This is a genomic window from Cellulomonas sp. URHD0024, from assembly GCF_000426185.1.
Lineage (GTDB): Bacteria > Actinomycetota > Actinomycetes > Actinomycetales > Cellulomonadaceae > Cellulomonas.
In genome coordinates this window covers 68,191-92,765 of the sequence record NZ_AUEW01000008.1, presented here as the reverse complement: position 1 = coordinate 92,765, position 24,575 = coordinate 68,191, and the positions used below count along the sequence as shown (strand labels likewise).

Here is a 24,575-nt window from a genome sequence, read left to right as displayed (position 1 = left end):
CGTCGTCACAGCAAGGACCGCCGGGGCGTCACCGCGTAGCCCGCCTCGACGACGGCGTCGTTCACGTCCGTCTCGGACAGGGGCGTCTCGGAGGTGACCGAGACGGTCGACGAGCCGCCGACCGCCAGCTGGATGACGACGTCGTGGACGCCGGGCAGCGCGGACAGCTCGGAGGTGACCGCGGAGACGCAGTGCGCGCAGGTCATGCCGTCGACGCCGAACGTGGTGATGGACATCGTGCTGCTCCTTATGAACGGACGAGACGTGCGATGGCGTCCGAGGCTTCGCGGACCTTGGCCGCTCCCTCCTCGGGGGACTTCCGGGCGGCGTCGACGACGCAGTGCGAGAGGTGGTCCTCGACGAGGCCGATCGAGACGGCCTGCAGGGCCTTGGTCACCGCCGCGATCTGGGTGAGGACGTCGATGCAGTACACGTCCTCGTCCACCATCCGGGCGATGCCGCGGACCTGCCCCTCGACCCGTCGCAGCCGCTTGAGGTAGTCGTCCTTGGCGTCGGTGTAACCGTGCATCGGGGTCTCCAGAGGGTGAAGGTTGCTCGTCGTCTGCAACGACCATACCCCTAGGGGGTATTCCAGACGCCGGGAAGCGGCACAATCGACGGCATGCGGGTATCGGCGAAGGCGGACTATGCAGTGCGCGCGTGCGCCGAGCTGGCGGCGTCCCCGCACGGGGACCCGGTCCGGGCGGACGACCTGGCGGTCGGGCAGCAGCTTCCGGTGGCGTTCCTGGAGCGGATCCTCGGCGACCTGCGCCGCGGCGACGTGGTGGTCTCGGTGCGCGGCCGCTCGGGCGGCTACCGGCTGGCGCGGCCCGCAGAGGAGATCACGCTCGCGGACATCATCCGCGCGGTCGACGGTCCCCTGGTCACCGTCCGCGACGAGCGCCCGACCGCGCTCGAGTACGCAGGGTCGGCCGAGGCGCTGCTCGACGTCTGGGTCGCGCTGCGCGTCAGCGTCCGCGACGTCCTGGACCGCGTGACCCTCGCAGGTCTGGTCGCCGGGGACCTCCCGCCGAGCGTCCGCGACCTCGCCGCCCGGCACGACGCCTGGGTCAACCCGTAGCCGTCGCGCAGAGCACCCTCTCGTCGGCGACCCCACGGTGCGCCCGCACGCGCGCCCGCGCTCGCGCACGCACACCCGCGCCCGCGCCCGCGCCGCCCGGACGTGCCGACCTAGCGGCACGTGCGGCACGAGTGACCAGGTGAGGTGGTCGCGACGCCTCAGGAGTCGTCACGCGTCACAGGTGGAGCTAGGCGCGAACGGGTGCGGACAGCTGGCGCCGCACGTGAACGTGGACGGGCAGCGATTCGCCCGCCGCCCGACGAGCTACGGCTTCGTCGCGCTCGCGGCGGCGTGGACGGCGGCGGGGAGGGCGCTGACGACCTGGTCGACGGCGGAGTCGTCGTGCGCGGCCGAGACGAACCAGGCCTCGAACGGCGACGGCGGCGCGTAGACGCCCGACTCCAGCAACGAGTGGAAGAACGGCGCGTACCGCCACGACTCGGTGGCCAGCACCGAGGCGTAGTCGCGGGCGCCGTGGCGGGCGGCCTCCTCGCCGAAGAACGTGCTGAACAGGTTGCTCGCCCACTGGATCGTGTGCGGCAGACCCTCGCGGACGAGCGCGCTGCTGAGCTCGGTGCGCAGCTGCGACGCCACGGCGTCGATCCGGGCGTAGACGTCCTGGCCGGCAAGGCGAAGTGTCGCGAGGCCCGCCGCGGTGGCGACCGGGTTCCCGGAGAGCGTGCCCGCCTGGTAGACGGGGCCGACGGGGGCCAGCTGGGCCATGACGTCGCGCCGACCGCCGACCGCGGCGACCGGGAGGCCACCCCCGATGACCTTGCCGAACGTGTACAGGTCTGCGGACCAGCCCTCGCGGAGGCCCTCGAGCCCCCACCAGCCGGAGTAGCCCACCCGGAACCCGGTCAGCACCTCGTCCTGGATGAGCAGGGCGCCGTGCGCCAGGGTCAGGCGACGCAGCGCGGCGTTGTACCCGGGCAGCGGCGGGACGACCCCCATGTTGGCGGGCGACGCCTCGGTGATGACGGCGGCGATCCGGTCGCCGTGCGAGGCGAACGCCGCCTCGATCGCCGCGACGTCGTTGTACGGCAGGACGATCGTCTCGGCGGCGACCGCGGCGGAGACCCCCGCCGAGTCGGGCAGGCCGAGCGTCGCGACGCCGGAACCGGCAGCAGCCAGGAGCGCGTCGACGTGCCCGTGGTAGTTGCCGGCGAACTTGACGACCAGATCGCGACCGGTGAACGCGCGGGCGAGGCGCAGGGCGGTCATCGTCGCCTCGGTACCGGTGGACACCAGCCGGACCTTCTCGGCCGGGGGAACACGGAACCGGATCTCGTCGACGAGCTCGACCTCGGTGATCGTCGGAGCGCCGAAGCTGAGGCCGAGACCGGCGGCGTCGCGCACGGCTTGGACCACGTCCGGGTGCGTGTGCCCCAGCAGCGCGGGGCCCCACGAGCCGACGAGGTCGACGTACTCGTTGCCGTCGACGTCCGTGACGTACGCGCCACGGGCGGAAGCGAGGAAGAGCGGTGTCCCACCGACGTTGCCGTACGCCCGCACCGGCGAGTTCACCCCTCCGGGGATGACCGCCTGCGCACGCTCGAAGGCAGCGACACTCGTCGTCAGGTCCGAGGTCGTGGCGTGGACACTCATCAGATCTCCTCTGCCAGCCATCCGGCCAGCTCAGTCGCGGCGTACGTAAGCACGTGATCGGCACCCGCGCGGCGGATGCTGAGCACAGACTCAAGGATCGCCCGTCTGCGCTCGATCCACCCCCGTTCGGCGGCAGCCTCGATCATCGCGTACTCCCCCGAGACCTGGTAGGCGGCGACCGGAACCGTGCTCGTCGCGGCCACGTCGGCGAGGATGTCGAGGTAGGCGAGGGCGGGCTTGACCATGACGATGTCGGCGCCCTCGGCGATGTCCAGGGCGACCTCGCGGACGGCTTCACGACGGTTCGCCGGGTCCATCTGGTACGTCCGCCGATCGCCCTCGAGCTGGGACTCCACGGCGTCGCGGAACGGGCCGTAGAACGCGGAGGCGTACTTCGCCGCGTAGGCCAGCACGGCGACGTCGTCGCGACCCGCGTCGTCGAGCGCGTCCCGGACGTAGCCCACCTGGCCGTCCATCATCCCGCTGAGGCCCACCAGGTGAGCGCCCGCCGATGCCTGGGCCAGGGCCATCTCCGCGTACCGGACCAGCGTCGCGTCGTTGTCCACGACACCCGAAGGGGTGAGCACGCCGCAGTGGCCGTGGTCGGTGAACTCGTCGAGGCACAGGTCGGCCTGCACGACGAGCGCGCCGCCCACCTCGGCGACGGTGTCGGCGATGGCGACGTTGAGGATCCCGGTCTCCGACGTGGCCTGCGAGCCGATCGCGTCCCGTTCGAGAGGGATCGCGAAGAGCATCACGCCACCGAGTCCCACGCCCGCGGCCTCGGCGACCGCCTTGCGCAGCGAGTCACGCGAGTGCTGGACCACGCCCGGCATGGACGCGATCGGGCGCGGCTCGGTGAGCCCCTCCTTGACGAAGAGGGGCAGCACCAGCTGGGAGGCGTGCAGGCGTGTCTCGGCGGTGAGTCGCCGCATCGCCGGCGTCTGGCGCAACCGGCGAGGGCGGATACGGCGGTTCACGGAAGCTCCTCGGGGCTGGGGATCTGTTCGGGCATCGCCGTGTTCGCCGCCTTGGCCAGTGCGTCGACCAGCCCGGTCATCGTCTGCTCGGTGGCCACGCCCGCGAGCGGAAGGCCCAGTCGGGCGGCCTCCGCGGCGGTCGTCGGGCCGATGCCGACCAGCAGCGTGCTCGTCGGCGGGGGACCGAGCTGGGTGTTGAGCTCGCGGACCGTGCTGGCCGACGTGAGCAGGGCGCCGCGGATCGTCCCGTCGACCCACGCCTCGCGGACCTCCGCGCTGGGCGCCTCCGCCGAGACGGTCCGGTAGGCGACGACGTCGTCGACCTGCCAGCCGCGGGCGCGTAGGCCGTCCGCGAGCGTCGGGGCGGCGAGGTCGCCGCGCGGAAAGAGGATCCGCCCGGTGGTGGCGGGTGCGGGGAACTGCGCGACGAGAGCGCGGGCGGTGGACTCACTGAGCGGGACGAGGTCGACGTGCACGCCGACGTCGCGCAGGGCGCGGGCCGTCCCGGGTCCGACGGCGGCGACCTTGGTCCGCTCCACCGGGAGCCCGTGCTCGACGAGGATCGGCACCGCGGCGGCGCTGGACACCACCAGCCACTCGTACCAGCCCACCTCGAGGGCGAGCAGGGCGTCGGCGAGCGGCGTGGGGTCCTCGGGGGCCACGGTCTCGATGAGAGGGACGACGACGGCCTCGGCGCCCGCGGCTGCCAGCGCGACGACGGCCGGGCTCCGCCCCGCGGTAGGGCGTGGGACCAGCACGCGCCAGCCGGTGAGCGGGAGGGCCGTCATCGCAGGTCCGCCAGCTCCGCGGCGCCGTTCGCCAGCAGGTCGTCGGCGAGTCGGGTGCCCAGGTCGCGGGCGTCGACCTCGGCGTGGGCTTCGAGACTCAGGCCGCGCCTGAGCGTGGCCGTGCCGTCCGGGCGTGCCACCACGGCGTCGAGCCGCAGGGTGGAGCCGCTGAGCACCCCCCGGGCGCCGATCGGTGCCGCACAGCCGGCCTCGAGCCGCTCGAGGAGCGCCCGCTCGGCGGCGACCGCGAGACGGGTGGGCCGGTCGTCGAGGGCTTCGAGTGCGCGGGCGAGTGGACCGTCGACCCCGGCACGGACCTCGATCGCCAACGCGCCCTGGCCGGGCGCCGGGGTCATCACGTCCGGCCCGAACGCCTCGGTCACCGCGTCGAGGCGGCCCAGCCGGGCGAGCCCGGCGCGCGCCAGGACCACGGCGTCGAGGTCGGACGCGATGCGACCGAGCCGCGTGTCGACGTTGCCCCTGATGTCGACGACCTCCAGATCGGGCCGGGCGGCGAGCAGCTGCGCCTTGCGACGGGGCGAGCCCGTCCCGACCCGCGCGCCGACGGGGAGGTCGGCGAGCTTGAGGCCGTCACGTGCGCAGAGGGCGTCGGCGGGGTCCTCGCGAACCGGGACAGCGCCGAGGACCAGACCCGGCGGGTCGCCGGTGGGCAGGTCCTTCAGCGAGTGGACGGCCAGGTCGCACCGGCCGTCGAGGAGCGCCTCCCGCAGGGCGGTCACGAACACGCCGGTGCCGCCGAGGCTCGCGAGCGAGCCGGTCAGACGGTCGCCGTCGGTGCGGACCCGGACGGTCTCCAGCGTCAGGTCCCCGGCCGCCGCGAGCGCGTCGACCACGTGCCCGGTCTGGGTGAGCGCGAGGGCGCTGCCGCGGGTGCCGACGACGACGTGCTGGGGCATGTGGTCCAGTGTCCTCCGGTCTCGGGGGCGATGTCGAAAACCCGAGAGGTGGTCGCGCGACCGGAGCCGGTGTGGCGAGGGCGAGTGCGCCGACCGCGTCCGGTGGTGGCGACCGCCGTCGGGAGCGGACGAGCCGGGCCCGGCGTCACGATGCCCAGCGCGCGACCGCCTGTGCCTGCGTGATTATTGGTCGCGAACCTGTCCTGACAATCTGTCAGAACACGCGCCAAGAATGTTGCGGACGACATTGTGCGCCCGTTGCCGACGAGTTGTCAGAAAATGCGCCGGGAATACGTGACGAATAACACGTCGTCAGACGAGCGAACGCGCCGCCGCTCGCGCGTCCGGCACCACCGACGCGAGCCCGTTGCCGGCCACCCATGCCCCGCAGACCGCCACGCCGGGCAGCTCCGCGACCGCTGACCGGACCGCCGCGACGACCGCGCGGTGCGCCTCGCTCGGGCGCGGGAGCGCCTGCGTCCAGCGCACCGTCGCAGAGCCCAGGAGCTGGTCGTCGTGGAGGGGCACGCCGAGCAGCCGGGAGGCGTCGCGCAGGGCCAGGGCGACGTCTGGCAGCTCCGTGACCGCAGCACCCGCCCGGCCGTAGGAGAGGCGGACGACGTGCGTGCCACGACCGGCCTCACGCGCCAACCACGCCCACTTGGCGGTGCCGTGCGTGAGGGCCTTCGCGACGACGTCCGCGGCCTCCGGCGCGACGAGGACGCCGGTCCCGCGGGGCGCGTGGTCCAACGCAGGCGCCCGTAGCACCAGCGTGACGAGCGTGACCTCGGCGCCCGGGTCCGGGTCGCCGGTCGGGAGGCCGAGGAGCTCCGGCGCCCCGGGGGTGGCGAGGACCAAGCGGGGCGCCGACTCCGGCGCCGGCCCGTCTGACCCCGTCGTGACGAGCACTCTCCAGCCGGCGTCGGACGGCTGCGCCCCGGTCGCCGGGCTCATCGGGCTCACCGTGCTCACCGTGCTTCCCGTGCGCACCTCGCAGCCCCGCGCCCGCAGGTCCGCGAGGAGAGCGTCGACCAGCAGGTGCATGCCGCCGTCGATCCCGAGTGCGGCGGCCCCGGCCGGCGCCGACGCGCGCATCGACCGGACCGCCCGCGCGAGCGACCCGCGGCTCCGGGCGGCGGCCAGCCCGGGCGCGACCGCATCGACGGACAGGTCGTCGGGGTCGGCCGCGTGCACGCCGCCGACGACGGGCCGGACGAGCCGGTCGAGCACGCGGGAACCCATGCGCTGCCGCACGAGCGCACCGAGGGTCGCCGGGTCGGCGGACCGCGGCAGGACGAGGTCGAGGGAGGCCCGCAGTGCTCCCAGGACGCCGATCGTCCGCCGTGCCGACCAGGGCTGCGACGGGATGCCGAGGAGTCCGGTGCGCGGCAGCGGCCCGTCGCCGGACGCCAGGTGCACCCACGACCCGACGGGTTCGGGAGCGACCACCGGCAGGCTCAGCTCGTCGGCGAGGGCCTTGACCGCGCCGCCACGCGTGGCGAACGACTCCGCGCCGGCATCCAGCCGCAGACCGGCGACGGTGTGCCCCCGGACCGCTCCGCCGGGCTCGTCCCGGGCCTCGAGGACCAGGGTGCGCAGACCGTCGGACGCCAGCGAACGGGCGGCGACCAGTCCGGCGACACCCCCGCCGACGACGATCGCGTCCCAGTCCATCGGCGGGTCAGAGCCCGTGGACCAGCTCGACCACGCGCGTCAGGACGGCAGGGTCCGTGCCCGGAGGCACTCCGTGGCCGAGGTTCACCACGTGCGCCGGTGCGCTCGCGCCCCGGGCCACGACGTCCCGGACGTGGGCCTCCAGCACGGGCCAGGACGCCGCGAGCAGGGCCGGGTCGATGTTGCCCTGCAGCGGAGTCGTGCCACCGAGCCGGCGGTTCGCCTCGTCGAGGTGCAGGCGGTAGTCGACGCCGATGACGTCCGCGCCCACGTCACGCATCGCGACCAGCAGCTCGCCGGTCCCGGTGCCGAAGTGGACCTTCTTCACACCGAGGTCCCCGATGTGGTGCAGGGCGCGCGCCGAGGCGGGGGCGACGTGCGCGGTGTAGTCCGACACCCCCAGCGACCCGGCCCACGAGTCGAACAGCTGCGCAGCGCTGGCCCCGGCGAGCACCTGCGCCCGCAGGAACGCACCCGTGACGTCGGCGGCCCAGTCGGTCAGCTCGGCCCACGTGACCGGGTCGGAGTGCATCAGGGTGCGGGCCGCCAGGTGGTCGCGCGACGGTCCGCCCTCGACCAGGTAGGCGGCCAGCGTGAACGGGGCCCCCGCGAACCCGATGAGCGGGGTGCTGCCGAGCGCGTCCACCGTCAGCGCGACGCCCTCGGAGACGGGCGCGAGGGCTTCGGGCGTGAGCGGTCCCAGCGCTCGCAGCCGCGCCACGTCGTCGGCCGTGCGCACCGGCGACCCCATGACGGGCCCGACACCGGGCTTGATCTCGACGTCGACGCCCGCGAGCTTGAGCGGCACGACGATGTCCGAGAAGAAGATCGCGGCGTCGACACCGTGCCGGCGGACCGGCTGCAGGGTGATCTCGCTGGCCAGCGAGGGCGTGAGGCACGCGTCGAGCATCGCGGTGCCCTGGCGGGCGGCGCGGTACTCGGGCAGGGACCGCCCCGCCTGTCGCATGAACCACACGGGCAGCGTCGACGGGCGCTCGCCGGAATAGGCGCGAACCAGCGAAGAATGCGTCGTGCGGCCGTCGACCAGCGGGTGCGCGGAAGGAAGGTTCACAGGTGCGATTGTGCCGGACAAATGAACAGATGATTGAATCGGCCACGTGGTGCTGCTGTCCCTCGCCGCTAGTCACCACGACCTCGACCTCGATGTGCTGGAACGTCTCTCCTCGGACGTGCAGGCCGTCGCGTCCGAGCTCGTGCACTCCGCCGCGTCCGTGTCCGGTGCGATCGTCCTCGCGACGTGCAACCGGTTCGAGCTGTACCTGGAGGTCGGCGACGCGCAGGACGCCCCGCAGGCCCGTGCCGCGGCCGCCGCGACCGTCGCCCAGCGTTCGGGGTACACGGCGGACGAGGTCGCCTCTCACCTGCGGCTGCGCGCCGGCACCGACGCCGCCGAGCACTTGTTCGCCGTCGCCAGCGGGCTCGACTCGATGGTCGTCGGCGAGCGCGAGATCGCCGGCCAGGTGCGTCGGGCGCTGACGACCGCGCGCCGCGACCACACCACGACGAGCGGTCTGGAGTCCCTGTTCCAGGCGGCGTCGCGCGTCTCGCGCGACGTCGAGGCGCGCACCGGGCTGGGTGCCACCGGACGGTCGGTCGTCGGCGTCGCCCTGGACATCGCCGAGTCCGAGCTGCCGGACTGGTCGCAGGTCCGCTGCGTGCTCGTCGGAACCGGTTCGTACGCCGGCGCGTCGCTGGCCCAGCTGAAGGCTCGCGGGTGCACCGACGTCCGCGTCTACTCGACCTCGGGCCGCGCGCGGGCGTTCGCCGCCGCTCGCGGGGTCCGAGCCCTGCCGACGAGCGCGGACCTGGCTGCCGAGGTCTCGGACGTCGACCTCGTCGTCGCGTGCAGCGGCGCCGCCGGCGCGGTCCTCGGTGTCGACGCCCTGGCCGTCGCCCGCACCGCTGCCGCTCGCCCGCTGACCGTCGTCGACCTCGCACTGCGGCACGACGTGGACCCCGGCGTCCGGTCGCTCCCCGGCGTGCGCCTGGTCAGCCTGCACACCGTCAGCGAGTACGCCCCGGCCGAGCACGCCGCCGTCGAGGCCGCGCACGAGGTGGTCACCGCCGCCGCCGAGGCCTACGAGGCGGACCGCCGCGTGCGGGACTGGAACCCCGCGGTCGTCGCCGAACGCACTCGTGTGCTGGGCGGTCTCGAGAACGAGCTCGTCGACCTGTCCGACGAACGTGCGGTCCGGGCCCTGCGTCGGCGCACTCGCGCAACCCTGCACGGGCCCACCGTGCGTGCGCGAGAGGCCGCCCGCGCCGGTGACGCGACCACGTACGCGCAGGCGCTCGCCGAGCTGGCGTCCATCCCCGTCCCGTCCCTGACCGACGCGGTCTGACCTCAGGTCGTCGTCGGGTCCTGCGCAGGTGGCGGGCCCGACGGCGTCGCGACGAGCTCGGGACGGTTCGCGACGAGCACCCAGGCCGCGAGCATCGCGGCGATGAGGGCCGGCAGCAGCGTGACGTCCGAGACGACCGCGACGGCGATGAAGACGCTCAGCCAGCCGCTGCGCGTCGCCGCGACCAGGATCCCGGTGGTCGACGCCCCGACCGCGAGCGCCATCGGCACCCCGGGGAACGCGGTCCCGACGGCGAAGCCGAGTGCCACGCCGACGAACACGACGGGGAAGATGCGACCCCCCCGGAACGCCGTCGTGCTGGCCACGAGCATGGCGGCCAGCTTGACCACCGCCAGGCCGAGGAACCCGAGGGCCGTCGTCGTGCCGACCCGCTCGGGCAGCACCTTCATCTGGTCCAGGCCCCTGAACAGGGTGATCGGGCCGCCCACGACGCCGAGCACCCCGAGCGCCAGGCCGCCGAGCGTGAGCAGGAGCACGGGGTTCTGGACCCGGTGGAACAGCCGGTGCAGCGGGGAGAACGCGTAGGAGGCGCCGAGCCCGAGCCCGCCGGCAGCCAGGGCGATGGCGACGGCGAGGGCGACGTCGCGCACACCGCCCCACACATAGGGGGGCAGCTCGACGTCGAAGGTGTGGTCCGCGAGCCGGGCGGAGGTGAGGGCGCCGGCGATGGCGGCGACGAGCGGCGCGAACAGTCGGTCCCAGAGCGGCGCCCGCCGGTCGCCCGGGCTGATCTCGGAGAGCATGAGCGCCGCCGCGACCGGCGTGCCGAACATCGCCCCGAGCGTCCCCGCTGTCGACATCACGACCCACGCGGGCACGTGGACCCGCGGCATGACCCGCGCGCCGACGGTGACGACGAGCGCGGCGTTGATTGCCATGATCGGGTTCTCCGGGCCGAGGCTGACACCGCCCGCGAGCGTGAGCACCATCGCGACGGCCAGCCCGGGCAGCACCCGCGGCGCCAGCGGGACCGACACCAGGCCGTGGGTCGCCGGGTCCGGGCCGGCGTGCCCGGGCGCGAACCGGACGACGAGACCTACGGCCAGGCCGGTCAGCGTGAGGACGCCGACGATCCACGGGGCTGAGTCGGGGTCGACGCCGACGCGGTCGGCGAGACCGCCCCAGAGCCAGCGTTCGAGCACAGCCGCGAGTTCGCTCAACGCGACCAGCGTCACGGCGCAGACGGCGCCGATCACCACGGCGGGCACAGCCATGCGCAGCAGGTCACGGACCGGGACGCGGACCGCGGTCGGCTCGCTCATCGTCCTCCTTCGTCCGGACTGGTCCATCGTGGCGGTCCGCCCGTCCATCGTGGCGGTCCCGTCGGCCGCGGGCGATCCGGGCTCCACCGCCGGGTGGACCCGGCGCAGCCCGAGCGGCTGATCCGCGCGCACCCCCGGGCTGCCTAGGCTGCTGGCATGTCCACACCGGTCAGCGCTGCCCAGGCACGGGTCACCCCCGTGCCGGAGGAGCTGCTGCACCCGGCGCTGCAGCCGTGGTCGCGCACGTGGCGGTACCTGCTGGCGGTGCTCGGCGGCTTGGTCGCGTGGTCGGCGACGTCGGTGGAGCAGCTGAGCGCTATGCCGAGCGGGCCGCGCCAGGACCTCATCGGGATGTGGCTCGTGGCCGACCTCCTGCTGGGCGCCTTCGCCGTGGCCCTGCTCCCGCAGCGGCGCAAGCACCCGTTCCTCGTCGCCTGCGTCACCATCGCCATCAGCTCGTTCTCGACCGCGACGTTCGGCGCCGCGACGCTGGCCGTCGTCTCGATGGCCACCTGGCGCCGGCGCCGGTGGGTCGTCGTCACGGCTCTCGCCTGGTTCGTCTCCGGGCTCGTGTCCGCCTTCGTCTACCGGGCCCGCGGCCTGGCACCGACAGACGACAACCTGTACGCCCAGGCGGCCAACCAGCTGCTGAGTCTCGTCTTCTTCGGCCTCGCGATCGTCACCGGCTTCTATGTCCGGGCCCGGCGCGAGCTCGTCGCGTCCCTGCACGAGCGGCTCCTGACGGCGGAGCGGGAGCAGGCTCTGACGACGGAGGCCGCGCGGGACGCCGAGCGCACCCGCATCGCGCGCGAGATGCACGACGTGCTCGCCCACCGCATCTCGTTGGTCGCGATGCACGCCGGCGCGCTGGCCTACCGCGAGGACCTCACCCGTGAGCAGACCGCCGAGACGGCCGCGACCATCCAGGCGAACGCCCAGCTCGCCCTGGCCGAGCTGCGCCAGGTGCTCGGCGTGCTGCGGGCCGGACGGGTGAGCGACGGGGTCGAGGCACCTCAACCGACCCTCGCCGAGCTGCCCGCCCTGCTGGCCGACGTCCGCGAGGCCGGGTCGCAGGTGCAGCTCGACGTTCTCGGGCTCGGCGAGTGCGACCTGTCCAAGCTGCCGGTGACGGTGTCGCGGACGTCGTTCCGGATCGTCCAGGAGGCGCTGACGAACGCCCGTAAGCACGCGCCGGGCGAGCCGGTGTCCGTGCGGCTGTCGGGTGAGCCGGCAGGCATCCTCGAGGTCGAGGTGCGCAACCGGGTGGGTGTCGCAGTGGGAGCCACCGGCACGTCGGGCGCGCCGCCGGGCGTCGGGTTGACCGGCATGACCGAACGGGCCGAGCTGGCCGGTGGGGCACTGACGTACGGAGGACAACCGGATGGGTCGTTCCTGGTGAGAGCGAGGCTGCCGTGGAACTCCTGAAGCCGATCCGCATCGTGCTGGTCGACGACGACCAGCTGGTCCTCGCCGGCCTGCGGATGATCCTCGGTGGCGCCCCGGACCTGGAGATCGTCGGCGAGGCGGGGGACGGGCAGGCCGGGATCGACCTCGTCGAGCGGGAGTCCCCCGACGTGACGCTCATGGACATCCGGATGCCGCGGATGGACGGTCTGCAGGCGACGCGTGCGCTGCGCGGGTCGAGCACCCGGGTCATCGTCCTGACCACGTTCGACACCGACGAGATGGTGCTGACGGCGCTGCAGAACGGTGCTTCGGGGTTCTTGCTCAAGGACACGCCACCGGTCGAGCTGATCGATGCCGTCCGGCGCGTGGCAGCCGGCGACCCGATGCTCTCGCCGAGCGTCACGTCCCAGCTGATCGCCGCCGTCACGAAGCCTCAGGACGACGAGCGCCGACGAGCAGGACGCACCGCGATGGCCCGGCTGACCGACCGCGAGCGTGAGGTCGCGATCGCGGTCAGCGAGGGCAAGACGAACTCCGAGATCGCACGCGACCTCTACATGGGCGTCGCGACGGTCAAGACGCACGTCGGCAGCCTGTTCACCAAGCTGCGCGTGACGAATCGGGTCCAGGTGGCCCGCATCGTCCACGACTCGGAGGACTGAGCCGGAGCGCAGTGGAAGGTGGGGGCGCGCCAGCGCACCCGCCTGGAACGGAGCGCAGGCTCAGTCCGACCACCAGTAGGGGGACTGAGCCGGAGCGCAGTGGAAGGTGGGGGCGCGCCAGCGCACCCGCCTGGAACGGAGCGCAGGCTCGGTCCGACCACCAGTAGGAGGACTGAGCCGGAGCAAGACACCCCAAGGGCTGTGGGTTAGCACCAGGTCGGAGGGTGATGTTGCCCCTCGCAGGAACAACGACCGACGACCGGGTGTGCAGGTGCCCTAGCCTGGAAGGCCGTGAGTGAGATCGCGCTACACCGACCCCCGCCAAGGCCGCAGGGGCGAGAGGATGCTTCTGTGCTGCTGTTCACCGTCCCGCGTGTCGGGCTCGCCGTTGCCGTTGCCTCGATCGCTCTGCTCGGCGGCTGCTCGGTGACGCACCCAGCCGTGAGCGAGCCCACGGCGCCCCTGAGCGAGTCGGTGGACCTTGTCGCCCTGGATGCGCACCGGAGTGCCTACATAGGCGATGCCAGCAAGGTGGCAGCACTCACAGCAGCGGTCGACGTCGGATCGCTGGGGGACCAGACGCTCGCGCTCTCGACCGACGCGCGCCCCTATGCCCTGACGATCGAGTTCACCTCGCTCGCCGACGGCGCGACGCCCGCCCTCGTGGACCAGCTCATGACGGACCGCGCGGCTCTCCTGCTGGCCACCATCGGCAACGCCGACGAGGTCCGGTGGACCCTCCCTGGAGGCGAGGGCACCACGGCCGCGCTGACACGCGCCAGCGCCGACGAGCTCGCCGGCGCGCCGGTCGCTGAGATCGGGGAGTCCGTCGCGGGGCTCGCTGACCTGGTGGAGCGGCTCGAGCGCTGACCCAGCACGGGCCGTCTCCCGGCCACCTTCCGCTCTTCTGCCGTGAGGACATCACCGTGCAGCCCGCCCGCGGCGCCTGCGGATCGGACGAGCGGCGACAGGACGCCCGTATTGTCCGGCGCGCGGCAATTAGTGACCCGTGTCACACTTTGGGTGACAAACACGATCGCTCGCGATCTAGTCGACGGTGCTCAATGGCGGCATCACCGATCCAGGCTCGGGGGCGAAGGCGGGGTCGCGCCCGCCCGATGAGCTGGGGGGCCCGTCGTGAGATCGATCTACAAGTTCTGCATCGCTGCGTTCATCACCGTCGTGCTCGGGATCGGCGGAGCATCGTGGGCCCTGGCTGACGTCCAGGACCCGCTGCTGCCGACCGAGTCGCCGTCCGACCCGGATCCGACGTGGGTTCCGACCGCGACCGACCCCACGACGCCGACGCCTACGACGACACCGACACCGACGACGACACCGACACCGACACCGACGACGACACCGACACCGACACCGACGCCGACTCCGACTCCGACTCCGACTCCGACTCCGACTCCGACGCCGACTCCGACGCCGACGCCGACACCGACACCGACACCGACCGTGCCCGTCGTCCCGATCCCGGCGCTGTTCGGCGCCGAGCCGACGCCTCCGACGTGTGCGACGCCGGGGTCCTTCGACTTCGAGGACACGTTCCCGAACGTCAGCGTCACCGTCTCGCCGGCCTACGACGGCCCGGGCCTCTACGTGCTGACCGTCACCGCGGAGAACGGCGCGACGTTCCCGGACGGCACCACCACCAAGACCCGCACGATCACGGTCGAGGCTGCGCTGGGCTTCCAGTCCACCAACCCCGCGGCCCCGTGCTTCCTGGCCCCGTCGCCGACACCCACGGACACACCCACACCCACACCCACGCCGACGCCCGCACTGAACGTCGGCGTGCTCTCACCCATCTGCGACAACGACGTCCCGAAGCTTCGGTACGACATCACGGTGACCGGTACGCCGAACACGACGGTCACCATCACGTGGATCAACCCGGACGGTGCCGACGTGGTCTACGCGGACCAGCCCCTGTCGGGGACGGTCAACTGGCCGGGCGCCGTGTCGGCCAACGGCCGGGGCGTGGACTGGCCGGGCTGGCGGCAGCTGTCGGACGGCACCTGGGTCCAGGGTGACGAGTTCGACTGGGTGCGTCCGAGCGTGCAGGTGCTGTTCCAGGTGAACCCCGAGGCCACGGTCACGGTCGCCTACCCGCCCTCGAGCCCGAGCTGCCTGACGTCGCCGCCCGAGGTCGAGAGCACGCTCTCGGCGACCGGGGCCGACGTGGTGCCGCTGCTCGGCGTCTCGGCCGCGCTGGCGACCGTCGGGCTCGCCATGGCTGCCGGTGGGGCCTGGCTGCGACGCCGCGAGCAGGATCTGGACTGACGACGACCGGTGCAGCGGCCGTGACATGGAGCGTGCCGGGCCAGAACGGGGGGGAGGGTCTGGCCCGGCACGCGCCCGTCGGAGCCGCGACGTCGTCGTCGTGACCCCAGTCCGGGGATGTTCGCAGCTAGCTGCTGCGCATTCAGTTGGTTCGGACCACCTGCTGCTGGGCAGCCGGCCCGGGTGCCCACGTGTGGGGCACCACCTGGTTGGTCTGGATGTCCGTCAGTTCGGCAGCGTAGACGATTCCCTCGTAGACGCCGGCCTCGACGCGGTTGAGCTGCAGGCGCTCGGCACGCTCGATGTCGTCGCCCAGGTGCGAGATCCGTGCGACGACGTAGCGCTGCGCGTCCTGCCACTGGTCCACCACCCGCACGTGCAGGCCGTTCCACCGTGCGGTGAGGTCGAGCTCGAACAGCTCGCTGACCTCGTCACGGGCGACGCGACGGAACCAGCGGCCGGACGCCGACTGGTGGAACCCGGTCTCGGCGAGCGGCGGGTTGGCCAGCGCGAGGACGACCGTGTGGCCGTTGTCGACGACGTCGGCCTCGAGGTAGGCGCCGTGCCACTTGGCGACCGGTCCGACGCAGCGGGACAGCGAGGCGAGCGAGGGGCGAGGTGCCCCGAGCTGCGTCACGGTCCAGCCGGCGCCGACGTCGCCGTAGCGCGCCAGGAGCGTGGACGTGCCGTTGTCGTAGATGCGGACCAGCTCGGCCCCCGGGGGGATCCGCGAGTGGCGCAGCCACCACAGCGGGAGGATGTAGCCGGGGACGTCGCGGTACTGGAGCTGGGGGGAGCTCTCGAAGCGCAGGACGTCGATGGAGCGGTCGTAAGGGCTGAACGGAGAGCCCTCGTAGCCGAGGCCGTGGACCTCGAACAGCTGGGCCGGGGTGGTCGCGAAGGCGACGTCCTCGGCGCGCACCACATACCCCGCCAAGCGGTCGTGACCTGCGGTGAGATGCGCGCGGGTCAGCGCTGGCGTGATCGCCTTCTGCATGAGCGTCACGATGGGCATCCTTGCCATGAGGGGATAACAGGATGAATCGAGGGGATGAACCGGATGAAAAGGACGGTTCGGTGCACGATTGTGCAGGCCCTACCGGGCGCCTGTCCAGATGGCGACACGCATCCGGGTGACGTAGCAGGTCAGAGCGCTGTCGGCGTCTCATGAACGCGCGCTCGAACGAGTGAAACTTCTGCTGAAAGTCGGACAAAAGGGGTCATGCGGAGGGGCGGGTCTCGACAGGGCCCGCCTCACGACCCCCGGAGAGGGCCGGATCCGATCACACGATGCGCGGCTCAGGCGTCGAGGTAGGTCTCCACCAGCGCCGCGGCGACGCCCGTGTACGACGCCGGCGTCAGCTCGGCGAGGCGCGCCGCGACGTCGTCGGGAAGCCCGAGGCCACCGATGAACTCGCGCATGTCGTCGGCCGTGAGGCGTCGCCCGCGTGTCAGCTCCTTGAGCCGCTCGTACGGGTTCTCCATCCCGGTGACGCCCGCGACGGAGGCCGCGCGCATGGCCGACTGGACGGGCTCGCCGAGGACCTCCCAGTTCTCGTCCAGCTCGCGCGCGAGGAGCGCCCGATCCACGGACAGCGCCCGCAGCCCGCGCGCCACGTTGTCGATGGCCAGCAGCGAGTGCCCGAACGCGGGCCCGATGTTGCGCTGCGTGGTGGAGTCGGTGAGGTCGCGCTGGAGCCGGCTGGTCACCAGCGTGGAGGCGAGGGTGTCCAGGAGTGCCGACGAGAGCTCGAGGTTGGCCTCGGCGTTCTCGAACCGGATCGGGTTGACCTTGTGCGGCATGGTCGAGGAGCCGGTGGCGCCGGCCACCGGGATCTGGATGAAGACGCCGCGCGAGATGTACGTCCACACGTCGGTGGCCAGGTTGTGCAGCACGCGGTTGAACCGGGCGACGTCCGCGTACAGCTCGGCCTGCCAGTCGTGCGACTCGATCTGGGTGGTCAGCGGGTTCCAGGTGAGGCCGAGGTGCTCGACGAAGCTCTGGGACACGGCCGGCCAGTCGGCCCCGGGCACCGCGACGACATGCGCGCCGAACGTGCCCGTCGCGCCGTTGAGCTTGCCGAGGTACTCGTCGGCCGCGATGCGCTTGAGCTGCCGCTGGAGCCGGTGCGCGAGGACGGCGAGCTCCTTGCCGAGCGTCGTCGGCGTCGCCGGCTGCCCGTGGGTGAGGGCGAGGAGGGGCTGGTCCTTCTCCTCGTGCGCGAGCGCGGCGACCTGGTCGGCCAGGGCCTGGGCCCTGGGCAGCCACTCCTGCGTCACGGCGCCGCGCACCATCAGCGCGTACGACAGGTTGTTGATGTCCTCGCTGGTGCAGGCGAAGTGGACCAGCTCGCCGACGGTCCGGAGGGTCGAGTCGGCAGGCGCGTCCGCGAGCCGCTTCTTCACGAAGTACTCGACCGCCTTGACGTCGTGGACCGTGACCCGCTCGATCTCGGCCAGCTCAGCGACCTCGTCGGGCCCGAACGTCGCGACGACGTTGCGGAGGTAGGCCCTGTCGTCGTCGGTCAGCGTCGGTGCGCCCGGGACGACGCCGTGGCTCGTGAGGTGGATCAGCCACTCGACCTCGACGTGCACCCGCTCGCGGTTCAGTGCGGCCTCGCTCAGGTGGTCGACGAGCGGCGCGACGGCGGAACGGTACCGGCCGTCCAGCGGACCGAGGGCGATCGGCGGAGTGACGTCGGCGAGCCGCACGCGCGCAGGGACGACGTGCTCGTTCGGGGTGGCCATGCGTCCATCATCCCATCGGGTCGCGCGAGGGTGAGTGACTGTCCGTCAGCGGCTGACGGGCCGGCCTCGGCGGGAGACGGGCACGAGCAGCCGGCCGGCCAGTGCGACCAGCAGAGCGCCGGTCACCGCGAGCGTGGTGATGCCGACGCGCCACGGCACTGCGCCGTCCGCGTCGCACTCGTCGCTGAGCCTGGTGCGTTCGGCATCCGACATCTCGCCGCCGTGGACCTCGAACGCGCTGCCCGGGTGGTAGTGGAACGCGCTCCCGCAGGCGCCGCCGTCGCGGGTCGCCGTGGTGGTGCTCCACGCTCCGACGGCCAGGGTGCCGCCGACGAGGGCCACCACAAACATCGCGACGGCCAGGCCTACCGCGACACTCCGACCCGGGCGTGCCCGCAGGTCCGTGGTCACGCGATCTCCCATCCTCGGCGCCAGAGGGCAGCCATGGTCGCAGACGTGCCCACCCGCCCGCGGCGTTCCGCTCACGAACCGGCCGGCACCCAGATTCCCGAAAGGCTCAGACGAGCACGCTTCGCTCAGTAACCTGTCCGGATGCCGGCAGCCGGCGGACCGATGGAGCAACGCGACAGGGGGAGCGTCGTGACGCCCGCGCCCAGGCCAGCACCCGTGCTGCTGGTCGGTGCGCTCGTGTCGGTGGTCGTGCTGATGGCGGCGCTCGCCGGGCCGTGGCAGATCCGGCACCGGTTCGTGCTGCAGCTGGACAGGAACTTCCGGCCACCGCCGCACACGGCGAGGGCGGACCCCTCGCCCGTCGCGACGCACAAAGGGACCCCGATCACCGAGGAGCCATGGCTGCTCCTGGTGGCCTTCGCTGTGGTCGGGTTCGTGGTCGTCCTTGCCCTGGCCTTCCTGCTGCGCTGGCTGCTGCAGAAGAGGCGCGAGCAGCGGGCCCTGCGGGAGTTCGATGCGGCCGACCCGGGCGGGGCCCTCGAGGGTGACGCGGCTGACGTCGCGACCCGCGCGATGCGTGCCGGAGCGCAGAGCGCGGCCCGGGCGCTCGAGGACGAGGGGCCACCTGGCGACGCCGTGATCGCGGCATGGGTGGCATTGGAGGCGTCGGCGGACAAGTCCGGAATCCACCGGGACCGCGCCCAGACGGCGACCGAGTTCACGCTCGAGGTCCTCGGGAGCACGCCGGCGGACCCGCAGGCGGCGCAGGAGCTGCTCGACCTGTACCTGGCCGCCCGGTTCAGCGAGCACCGGATCACGCAGAGGGACGTCCAGCACGCCCGGGAGAGCCTCGCGACGATCGCCGAAGGGCTGCGGTCGTGAGGGACTGGCGGCCCTGGGTCGCGTTCGCCGTGGCCGCTGGGCTCGCGCTCCTCACCGGGCTCTCCTACGTCACGCTCGCGCTCGTCGGTGCCGCGGCGTTCGCCGGCGTCCTCGTCCTGACCCGGTTCGACGTGCGGCCCGACCCCCCGTCCACCCAGGCTCGGCACGACAGGCGGCACGGTGCGCGCGGTGAGCTGCAGGAGCTCGCGTGGGGGATGGTCGCGCGCGACGGTCGGGTGAGCGAGCGGATGATGCGGCGGATCCGTGTGATCGGCGCGGGTCGGCTCGCCCGCCACGGGCTGGACCTGTCCGACCCGGCGGACGGGCGCGCGATCGAGGAGCTCGTCGGCAGCCAGGTCTTCCGGACGCTCACCCGCACCACGTCGCCGCACCCCAAGATGGCGGACATCAAGCGCGCCGTCGACGCGCTCGACCGGATCGGCACCACGAGGAAGAACAGGGACACATGACCGAGACACTGACCGTCGCCCAGGTTGCCGAGAAGGGCGCGGCGATCCTCGACGAGGTCTCGACGCTCGTCGTCGGGATGCGGGACCCGCTCAAGGCCGCGCTCGCGGCCGTGCTCGCCGGCGGCCACGTGCTCTTCGAGGACGTGCCGGGTCTCGGCAAGACGCTGGCGGCGCGCAGCCTGGCGACGGCGCTCGGGCTGACGTTCCGACGGGTGCAGTGCACGCCCGACCTGCTGCCGTCCGACATCACGGGCTCCAGCGTGTTCGACCCCGCCACCGCGAGCTTCACGTTCCGGCCGGGTCCCGTCTTCGCAGGACTCCTCCTGGCCGACGAGATCAACCGGACCGCCCCCAAGACGCAGTCGGCGCTGCTGGAGGCGATGGCCGAGCGGCAGGTGACGGTCGACGGGACGACGTACCCGCTCCCGGCGCCGTTCCACGTGGTCGCGACGTCCAACCCCGTCGAGTACGAGGGCACGTACCCGCTGCCCGAGGCCCAGCTGGACCGGTTCATGGTGCGGCTGGCGGTCGGGTACCCGGACCGGGACGGCGAGGTCGACGTGCTGGAGCGGCGGTTGGCGCGCCGCCAGGAGGTGGGCGCCGTCCGCACGATCGTGGACGCGCAGACCCTGCTGGCCATGCAGGCCGGCGTCGAGGCCGTCAGCGTCGAGGGCGACATCCTGCGGTACTGCGTCGACCTGGCCGCGGCCACCCGTGCGCACGACGCCGTCGAGGTCGGTGCGTCGCCGCGCGGGTCGCAGGCGCTCGTGCTGGTCGCGCGGGCGCTCGCGGTCCTCAACGGACGCGACTTCGTGACGCCGGAGGACGTCAAGGCCGTCGCGGTGCCGGCCCTCGCGCACCGGCTGTCGCTGACGCCGCAGGCGTGGGCGACGGGTGCGGCGCCGGAGGGTGTCGTCGCCCAGGTGCTCCAGCGGGTTGCGGGCCCGACCACCACGAGGCGCGCGGCCTGACCATGGACTGGGTCCGCTCGAACACGGCGTTCGTCGGGGTCTGCGTCGGCGCCGCGCTCGTCGTCGCCGGTGCGTTCGCGGGTCGCCCGGACGTGGCCGTCCTCGGCGCGGCACCGGTGGTCGCCGGCTTCCGGGACTGGCGGCGACGACCGACACAGGGCCCCGCGGTGCACCTGCGCGCGTCGGACCTGCCGCAGACGGCCGGCACGCTCCGGGCCGACATCGCGATCCGGACGGAGGGCGTCGCTGCGCTCGTAGGGGTCCGACGAGGACCGCGAGCACTCTTCGACGCCCGACGAGGCCCGCGAGCGCTCGTCGAGGTCCTCGTCGCCGTCGACGGCTCGAGGACGGTCCCGGTCGTCGTGCACACCGTCCGCACCGGGCCGCAGCAGGTCGCGGAGGTCGAGGTGCAGGGCGTCGGGCCGGGCGCGGCGAGCGTCTCGGAGGCGACCGAACCCGCGTCGCGAAACGCACTCGTGCTGCCGTCGACCCGACCGCTGAGCGAGCTCCCGCTGCCGCCCCGCCTGCGCGGGCTGACCGGCGCGCACGAGTCGCGACGACCCGGCGAGGGCGGCGGTCTGCGCGACGTCCACCCCTACGCGCCGGGTGACCGGCTGCGCCGCATCGACTGGCGGGTGACCGCACGTCGGGCTCCCGACCTGCACGAGCTCTACGTGCGGCGGGAGCACGCGCTCGCCGAGGCCGTCGTGATGCTCGTCGTCGACTCCCGGGACGAGGTCGGGCCCGACCCGACGACGTGGCGCGGCTCGAAGGCGCCGCGGCCGCAGGACCCGACCTCGCTGGACCTCGCCCGGCAGGCCGCCGCATCCGTTGCGGAGGGGTTCCTCGACCAGGGCGACCGCGTGGGCCTCGAGGACCTCGGCATCGTGCGCCGGCCCCTGCCCCCGGGAGGTGGGCGCCGACAGCTCTCGCGCATCCGGCACGCGCTCGCCGTCACCCATCCCGAGGGTGAGCCGCCGCTCCGGGTGCGGCCGCCGCAGCTCCCGTCGGGCGCGCTGGTCCTTCTCTTCTCCACGTTCCTCGACGACGGGGCCGCGCTGGTGGCGTCGACGTGGCGACGCGCCGGGCACCGCGTGGTCGCCGTCGACGTCCTGCCGGTCGTCCGGGAGGGGCACCTGACCGACCGGGAACACCTCGCGCTCCGGCTCCTGCGGATCGCGCGCGAAGACCGGCTCGCCGTCCTCGCCGACCAGGACGTCGAGCTGGTCACGTGGCGGGACGCGCCGTCGGTCGCGCTGGCCGGCCTCGCGCGACGGACGCAGCGGCGGGCGGGGGCGGCGCGATGAGGCTCCCGTTCGTGACGCGGCGGGCGGACCGTGAGGTCGTCGTGCCCATCGGGCCGAGCGTCCCCGCCCCGTTCGTGCGGATCGTGCTGGGTGCGCTGTGCGTGGCGACCTTCGTCGTCGCGTTCGGGGGGCCCGGCCCGGGTGCGGGCGGACTCGTAGCCTCGGCGCTCTTCGCGGTCGCCGTCGCCGTCGTGCTGCGGCCCGCGGTCGGGCTGGCCGGTCTCGTCGTCGCGCTCGCGGGCGTGCGGGTGCTGCTCTTCGACCCGCCCGCGCTGCCCGAGGTGCTGGCCCTCGTCGTCCTCGTGCACCTGACCCTGTGGACCGCGGCGCTCGCGGCCCGGACCTCGTGGCGGGCGTCGATCGAGTGGGTGGTGATCGGGCGCGGGCTGCGGGACGTGGCCGTCGTGCAGGTGTTCGCGCTCGTCCTCGCGGTCGTGGCGGTGTCGCTGGTCAGCCCGGTCTCCGGTGACGACGTCTGGCGCGCGATCGCGGCGGTCTGCGCCGTCGCCCTGACGCTTCTGGTGCTGCCGCGCGGAGAGTCCTGACCGCCACTCCTCGCGGGTGGCTGTCGGCTCGAGCCGCCCCCAACCCACCGCAGCGGGGACCGGCGGATCCGGCCCGCCGGGCGCCCGGTCGACGCGCCTAGCGTCGAGCCCATGCACCACGCAGCAGCAGGTCCCTCGGTCCGGTCGGCGATCCTGGACGCCGACCAGGCGCTCAGCGCGCTCGTCGTCGCGCAGCAGGTGTCGTGGTCCTCGGGGGCCGCGACCCTCTACCGTGCGGCACTCGCCGACGCGGTCCAGGCGGTCCACCGGGCGCGCTCGGCGTCCGAGGCGGCGGTCGCGCCGGTCGCTGCGGTGGACGGCTCGTGACCACCGCAGACGACTACCGGCTCGTCGGCGGGACCGGGCCGACAGCGGCGGACCTCGAGGAGCTCGCGCACGTCGAACGGGTGCTGGCACGTGCGGCCGACCGCCTCGACTCGGCCGATTCCGCCCTGGACCGCGCCGTCCGCGCGTGCGTGCGGCGACCGCTGGACGATCCGGCGGTGGGGAGGGCGCTGCACGCGCTGAGCGCCGCCCGCAGGCTGCACGCCCACGCGGCCGACGAGGTGCGGGGGATCGCGCGGCGGCTCCGGCAGGTCGTCGCGCTGTACGACGGTGCGGAGTCCTCGGCCCACGCGGTCCTGCGACATGCGGCCGCGGTGGGCGGCAACGAGCTGGGCGAGCGGCCGCTCCTGGGAGCCGCGGTGGTCGGTACCGCGGCGGCGGGCATCGCGTCCACCGTCGTCGCCGTCGGCCCGGCGCTCGTCGGGCTCCAGCTGCTCAGCCACGTCCTGCACCGGCGCGGCCCACTCGACGGACTGGGGGCCGCGGGCGCGGACGGTCGGGCCGAGCTGGCGGTGCTGGCAGCCGCCTCGTTCGCCCGGGCGCTGCGGTCGGGCCACCAGGTGCCGACCCTCGACGCGGTACGCGAGACCGCGGCGATGGGCGCCTACGCTCCAGGAGCCGCCGGGTCGACGGTCGTGGTGCCCCGGGTGAACCCGCCGCAGCTCCCCGCGCCCCGGAACACCTCCGACGTCTTCGGCAACGTGGCGAGGTCCTACGACACGGCGGCGCCCGGCACACCCGCGGGCATGGTCTCCCTCCAGCAGCTCACGCACCCTGACGGCACCCGGGCGTGGGTGGTCGAGATCCCCGGCACCGAGGTCTGGACGGTCAACGACACGAACCCGATGGACTCGACCACCAACCTCCGCCTCATGGCCGGCCTGCCCGACGACATGACCGACGCCGTCCTGGAGGCCATGCAGCAGGCGGGCATCGGTGCCGACGAGCCGGTCATGCTCGCCGGCCACAGCCAGGGCGGGATGGTCGCCATGTCGGTCGCGGCCGCGGTCGGTACCGGCTACAGCGTCCGCGTCGTCGCGACAGCCGGGTCGCCCGACATCCCGCACCGACCACGGCCCGGGGTCGAGGTCCGCAACTACCGGCACGACGAGGACGTGGTACCGCAGACCGACGGCTCCCCCGACATCACGACCAGGGACGTCACCGTCCTGCGAGAGGACCTGCCCGGGTCGCCCGACCCCGTCCAGGCGCACGACATCAGGCGGTACATCACGACCGCCGCACTGCCCGTGCCGGAGGACGACTACAGCCGGGCCGTCACGTCGGTGCTGGGGCCGCCCGGCACGACGGCGGCCACGCTGCAGTTCCAGGCGACCCGCGACCCGGAGATCGCGCGGTCCGTCCCGCCGACGATCCGGCCGGTTCCCTAGCTGTCGCTGCGGTAGTAGTACGTGCTGGTCTGCACCTGGGTGCCCGTCCCACGCGGTCCGGGAAGGAGCACCGACAGGGCCAGGCTGACGACCGAGACGATGATCCCGGCCCAGCACGCCGTTCCGAAGTTGGCGATGTCCAGGCCCCAGTGCGTCGCCGACGTGATCCAGGCGGTGATCCAGAGCATCAGCGCGTTCACGACGATGTGGAACAGGCCGAGCGTGAGGATGTAGAGCGGGATCGACAGGAACGCCACGATCGGCTTCACGATCGCGTTGATGATGCCGAACACCAGAGCGATCGCCAGGATGATCGCCGCCTGCTGCCAACCCGTGTCGCCGCCCTTGATCGACAGACCGGGCAGTACGAGGGCCGCGAACCAGATGGCGACGCCGTTGATGAGCACCCGAAGCACGAAGGCCATGCGCCGATCCTGCCATCCGGCATGG

At 73.4% G+C, this 24,575-nt stretch carries 26 protein-coding genes; 13 read left to right on the top strand and 13 right to left on the bottom strand.

The genetic code is table 11. The annotated features are described in order from the left end of the window. Positions 1 to 5 precede the first annotated feature (5 nt). Together I847_RS0109500 and I847_RS0109495 are read right to left on the bottom strand one after the other, a co-directional pair. Positions 6 to 236 carry a heavy-metal-associated domain-containing protein gene (locus tag I847_RS0109500; protein ID WP_028049507.1) on the bottom strand — a complete coding sequence of 77 codons (231 nt, stop codon included), beginning with the start codon at positions 234 to 236 and terminating at the stop codon, positions 6 to 8. A gap of 11 nt (positions 237 to 247) precedes the next feature. Then, entirely contained in the window at positions 248 to 529 is a 282-nt protein-coding gene (locus tag I847_RS0109495; RefSeq protein WP_028049506.1) for a metal-sensitive transcriptional regulator, read from the bottom strand. A 93-nt stretch (positions 530 to 622) separates the two neighbouring features. Here I847_RS0109495 and I847_RS0109490 point away from each other — a divergent pair, with 93 nt between their 5' ends. After that, positions 623 to 1,081 carry an Rrf2 family transcriptional regulator gene (locus I847_RS0109490; protein ID WP_028049505.1) on the top strand — a complete coding sequence of 153 codons (459 nt, stop codon included), beginning with the start codon at positions 623 to 625 and terminating at the stop codon, positions 1,079 to 1,081. A 264-nt stretch (positions 1,082 to 1,345) separates the two neighbouring features. Here the strand turns inward: I847_RS0109490 and hemL are convergent, their stop codons facing one another. From hemL to hemE, 6 genes are all read right to left on the bottom strand, one after another. Beyond that, positions 1,346 to 2,689, bottom strand: a complete 1,344-nt coding sequence (hemL, locus tag I847_RS0109485; protein WP_034609725.1) for a glutamate-1-semialdehyde 2,1-aminomutase — start codon at positions 2,687 to 2,689, stop codon at positions 1,346 to 1,348. Further along, positions 2,689 to 3,669, bottom strand: coding sequence for a porphobilinogen synthase (hemB, locus tag I847_RS0109480; protein ID WP_034609723.1), 981 nt, complete (start codon positions 3,667 to 3,669; stop codon positions 2,689 to 2,691). The genes hemL and hemB overlap by 1 nt, the downstream gene beginning before the upstream one ends. Beyond that, positions 3,666 to 4,457 carry a uroporphyrinogen-III synthase gene (locus tag I847_RS22910; protein WP_051274691.1) on the bottom strand — a complete coding sequence of 264 codons (792 nt, stop codon included), beginning with the start codon at positions 4,455 to 4,457 and terminating at the stop codon, positions 3,666 to 3,668. The genes hemB and I847_RS22910 overlap by 4 nt, the downstream gene beginning before the upstream one ends. Beyond that, positions 4,454 to 5,374, bottom strand: a complete 921-nt coding sequence (gene hemC, locus I847_RS0109470; RefSeq protein WP_028049502.1) for a hydroxymethylbilane synthase — start codon at positions 5,372 to 5,374, stop codon at positions 4,454 to 4,456. The genes I847_RS22910 and hemC overlap by 4 nt, the downstream gene beginning before the upstream one ends. A gap of 312 nt (positions 5,375 to 5,686) precedes the next feature. Beyond that, positions 5,687 to 7,048, bottom strand: coding sequence for an NAD(P)/FAD-dependent oxidoreductase (locus I847_RS0109465; RefSeq protein WP_028049501.1), 1,362 nt, complete (start codon positions 7,046 to 7,048; stop codon positions 5,687 to 5,689). Between the two features lie 7 nt (positions 7,049 to 7,055). After that, a complete protein-coding gene (gene hemE / locus I847_RS0109460; protein WP_028049500.1) occupies positions 7,056 to 8,120 on the bottom strand; it encodes a uroporphyrinogen decarboxylase in 1,065 nt (354 codons plus the stop codon). 46 nt (positions 8,121 to 8,166) lie between these two features. On the opposite strand from hemE, the gene I847_RS0109455 reads away from it, so the two are divergent. Continuing rightward, positions 8,167 to 9,411: a glutamyl-tRNA reductase gene (locus I847_RS0109455; RefSeq protein ID WP_028049499.1), complete on the top strand. Its 1,245-nt coding sequence runs from the start codon at positions 8,167 to 8,169 to the stop codon at positions 9,409 to 9,411. 2 nt (positions 9,412 to 9,413) lie between these two features. On the opposite strand, the gene I847_RS0109450 is transcribed toward I847_RS0109455, so the two are convergent. Next, positions 9,414 to 10,694 carry an ion channel protein gene (locus I847_RS0109450; protein ID WP_028049498.1) on the bottom strand — a complete coding sequence of 427 codons (1,281 nt, stop codon included), beginning with the start codon at positions 10,692 to 10,694 and terminating at the stop codon, positions 9,414 to 9,416. A 156-nt stretch (positions 10,695 to 10,850) separates the two neighbouring features. On the opposite strand from I847_RS0109450, the gene I847_RS0109445 reads away from it, so the two are divergent. From I847_RS0109445 to I847_RS27390, 4 genes are all read left to right on the top strand, one after another. Then, positions 10,851 to 12,119, top strand: a complete 1,269-nt coding sequence (locus I847_RS0109445; protein ID WP_051274688.1) for a sensor histidine kinase — start codon at positions 10,851 to 10,853, stop codon at positions 12,117 to 12,119. Continuing rightward, a complete protein-coding gene (locus I847_RS0109440; protein ID WP_028049496.1) occupies positions 12,107 to 12,763 on the top strand; it encodes a response regulator transcription factor in 657 nt (218 codons plus the stop codon). The genes I847_RS0109445 and I847_RS0109440 overlap by 13 nt, the downstream gene beginning before the upstream one ends. Before the next feature lie 351 nt (positions 12,764 to 13,114). Further along, positions 13,115 to 13,633: a DUF4825 domain-containing protein gene (locus tag I847_RS0109435; RefSeq protein ID WP_028049495.1), complete on the top strand. Its 519-nt coding sequence runs from the start codon at positions 13,115 to 13,117 to the stop codon at positions 13,631 to 13,633. A 267-nt stretch (positions 13,634 to 13,900) separates the two neighbouring features. Next, positions 13,901 to 15,055, top strand: a complete 1,155-nt coding sequence (locus I847_RS27390; protein ID WP_231384159.1) for a hypothetical protein — start codon at positions 13,901 to 13,903, stop codon at positions 15,053 to 15,055. 142 nt (positions 15,056 to 15,197) lie between these two features. Here the strand turns inward: I847_RS27390 and I847_RS0109420 are convergent, their stop codons facing one another. The 3 genes from I847_RS0109420 to I847_RS0109410 form a co-directional block, all read right to left on the bottom strand. Beyond that, positions 15,198 to 16,052 carry a hypothetical protein gene (locus I847_RS0109420; RefSeq protein WP_231384167.1) on the bottom strand — a complete coding sequence of 285 codons (855 nt, stop codon included), beginning with the start codon at positions 16,050 to 16,052 and terminating at the stop codon, positions 15,198 to 15,200. 302 nt (positions 16,053 to 16,354) lie between these two features. Continuing rightward, complete coding sequence (purB, locus tag I847_RS0109415) at positions 16,355 to 17,803, bottom strand: adenylosuccinate lyase (RefSeq protein WP_028049493.1); 1,449 nt, start codon at positions 17,801 to 17,803, stop codon at positions 16,355 to 16,357. A 45-nt stretch (positions 17,804 to 17,848) separates the two neighbouring features. Beyond that, positions 17,849 to 18,214 carry a hypothetical protein gene (locus I847_RS0109410; RefSeq protein WP_028049492.1) on the bottom strand — a complete coding sequence of 122 codons (366 nt, stop codon included), beginning with the start codon at positions 18,212 to 18,214 and terminating at the stop codon, positions 17,849 to 17,851. Positions 18,215 to 18,355: 141 nt separating this feature from the next. Between I847_RS0109410 and I847_RS25570 the strand changes: the two genes are divergently transcribed. The 7 genes from I847_RS25570 (at position 18,356) to I847_RS25565 (ending at position 24,125) form a co-directional block, all read left to right on the top strand. Then, positions 18,356 to 19,096, top strand: a complete 741-nt coding sequence (locus I847_RS25570; protein WP_081680705.1) for a DUF4129 domain-containing protein — start codon at positions 18,356 to 18,358, stop codon at positions 19,094 to 19,096. Next, a complete protein-coding gene (locus I847_RS0109400; RefSeq protein WP_028049490.1) occupies positions 19,093 to 19,566 on the top strand; it encodes a hypothetical protein in 474 nt (157 codons plus the stop codon). The genes I847_RS25570 and I847_RS0109400 overlap by 4 nt, the downstream gene beginning before the upstream one ends. Beyond that, positions 19,563 to 20,537, top strand: coding sequence for a MoxR family ATPase (locus tag I847_RS0109395; RefSeq protein ID WP_028049489.1), 975 nt, complete (start codon positions 19,563 to 19,565; stop codon positions 20,535 to 20,537). Before I847_RS0109400 ends, I847_RS0109395 begins: the two co-directional genes overlap by 4 nt. 2 nt (positions 20,538 to 20,539) lie before the next feature. After that, on the top strand, positions 20,540 to 21,844 hold the full coding sequence (locus I847_RS22895; protein WP_081680703.1) for a DUF58 domain-containing protein: 1,305 nt from the start codon (positions 20,540 to 20,542) through the stop codon (positions 21,842 to 21,844). Continuing rightward, complete coding sequence (locus tag I847_RS0109385; RefSeq protein ID WP_155856085.1) at positions 21,841 to 22,389, top strand: hypothetical protein; 549 nt, start codon at positions 21,841 to 21,843, stop codon at positions 22,387 to 22,389. The genes I847_RS22895 and I847_RS0109385 overlap by 4 nt, the downstream gene beginning before the upstream one ends. Positions 22,390 to 22,500: 111 nt before the next feature. Then, positions 22,501 to 22,716, top strand: coding sequence for a hypothetical protein (locus tag I847_RS0109380; protein WP_028049487.1), 216 nt, complete (start codon positions 22,501 to 22,503; stop codon positions 22,714 to 22,716). Next, the gene (locus tag I847_RS25565) at positions 22,713 to 24,125 is read left to right on the top strand and encodes a hypothetical protein (protein ID WP_028049486.1); all 1,413 of its coding nucleotides are present in this window, start codon (positions 22,713 to 22,715) and stop codon (positions 24,123 to 24,125) included. The genes I847_RS0109380 and I847_RS25565 overlap by 4 nt, the downstream gene beginning before the upstream one ends. Here I847_RS25565 and I847_RS22885 read toward each other — a convergent pair. Next, on the bottom strand, positions 24,122 to 24,550 hold the full coding sequence (locus tag I847_RS22885; protein ID WP_051274686.1) for a phage holin family protein: 429 nt from the start codon (positions 24,548 to 24,550) through the stop codon (positions 24,122 to 24,124). The genes I847_RS25565 and I847_RS22885 overlap by 4 nt on opposite strands. Between the last annotated feature and the right edge of the window lie 25 nt (positions 24,551 to 24,575).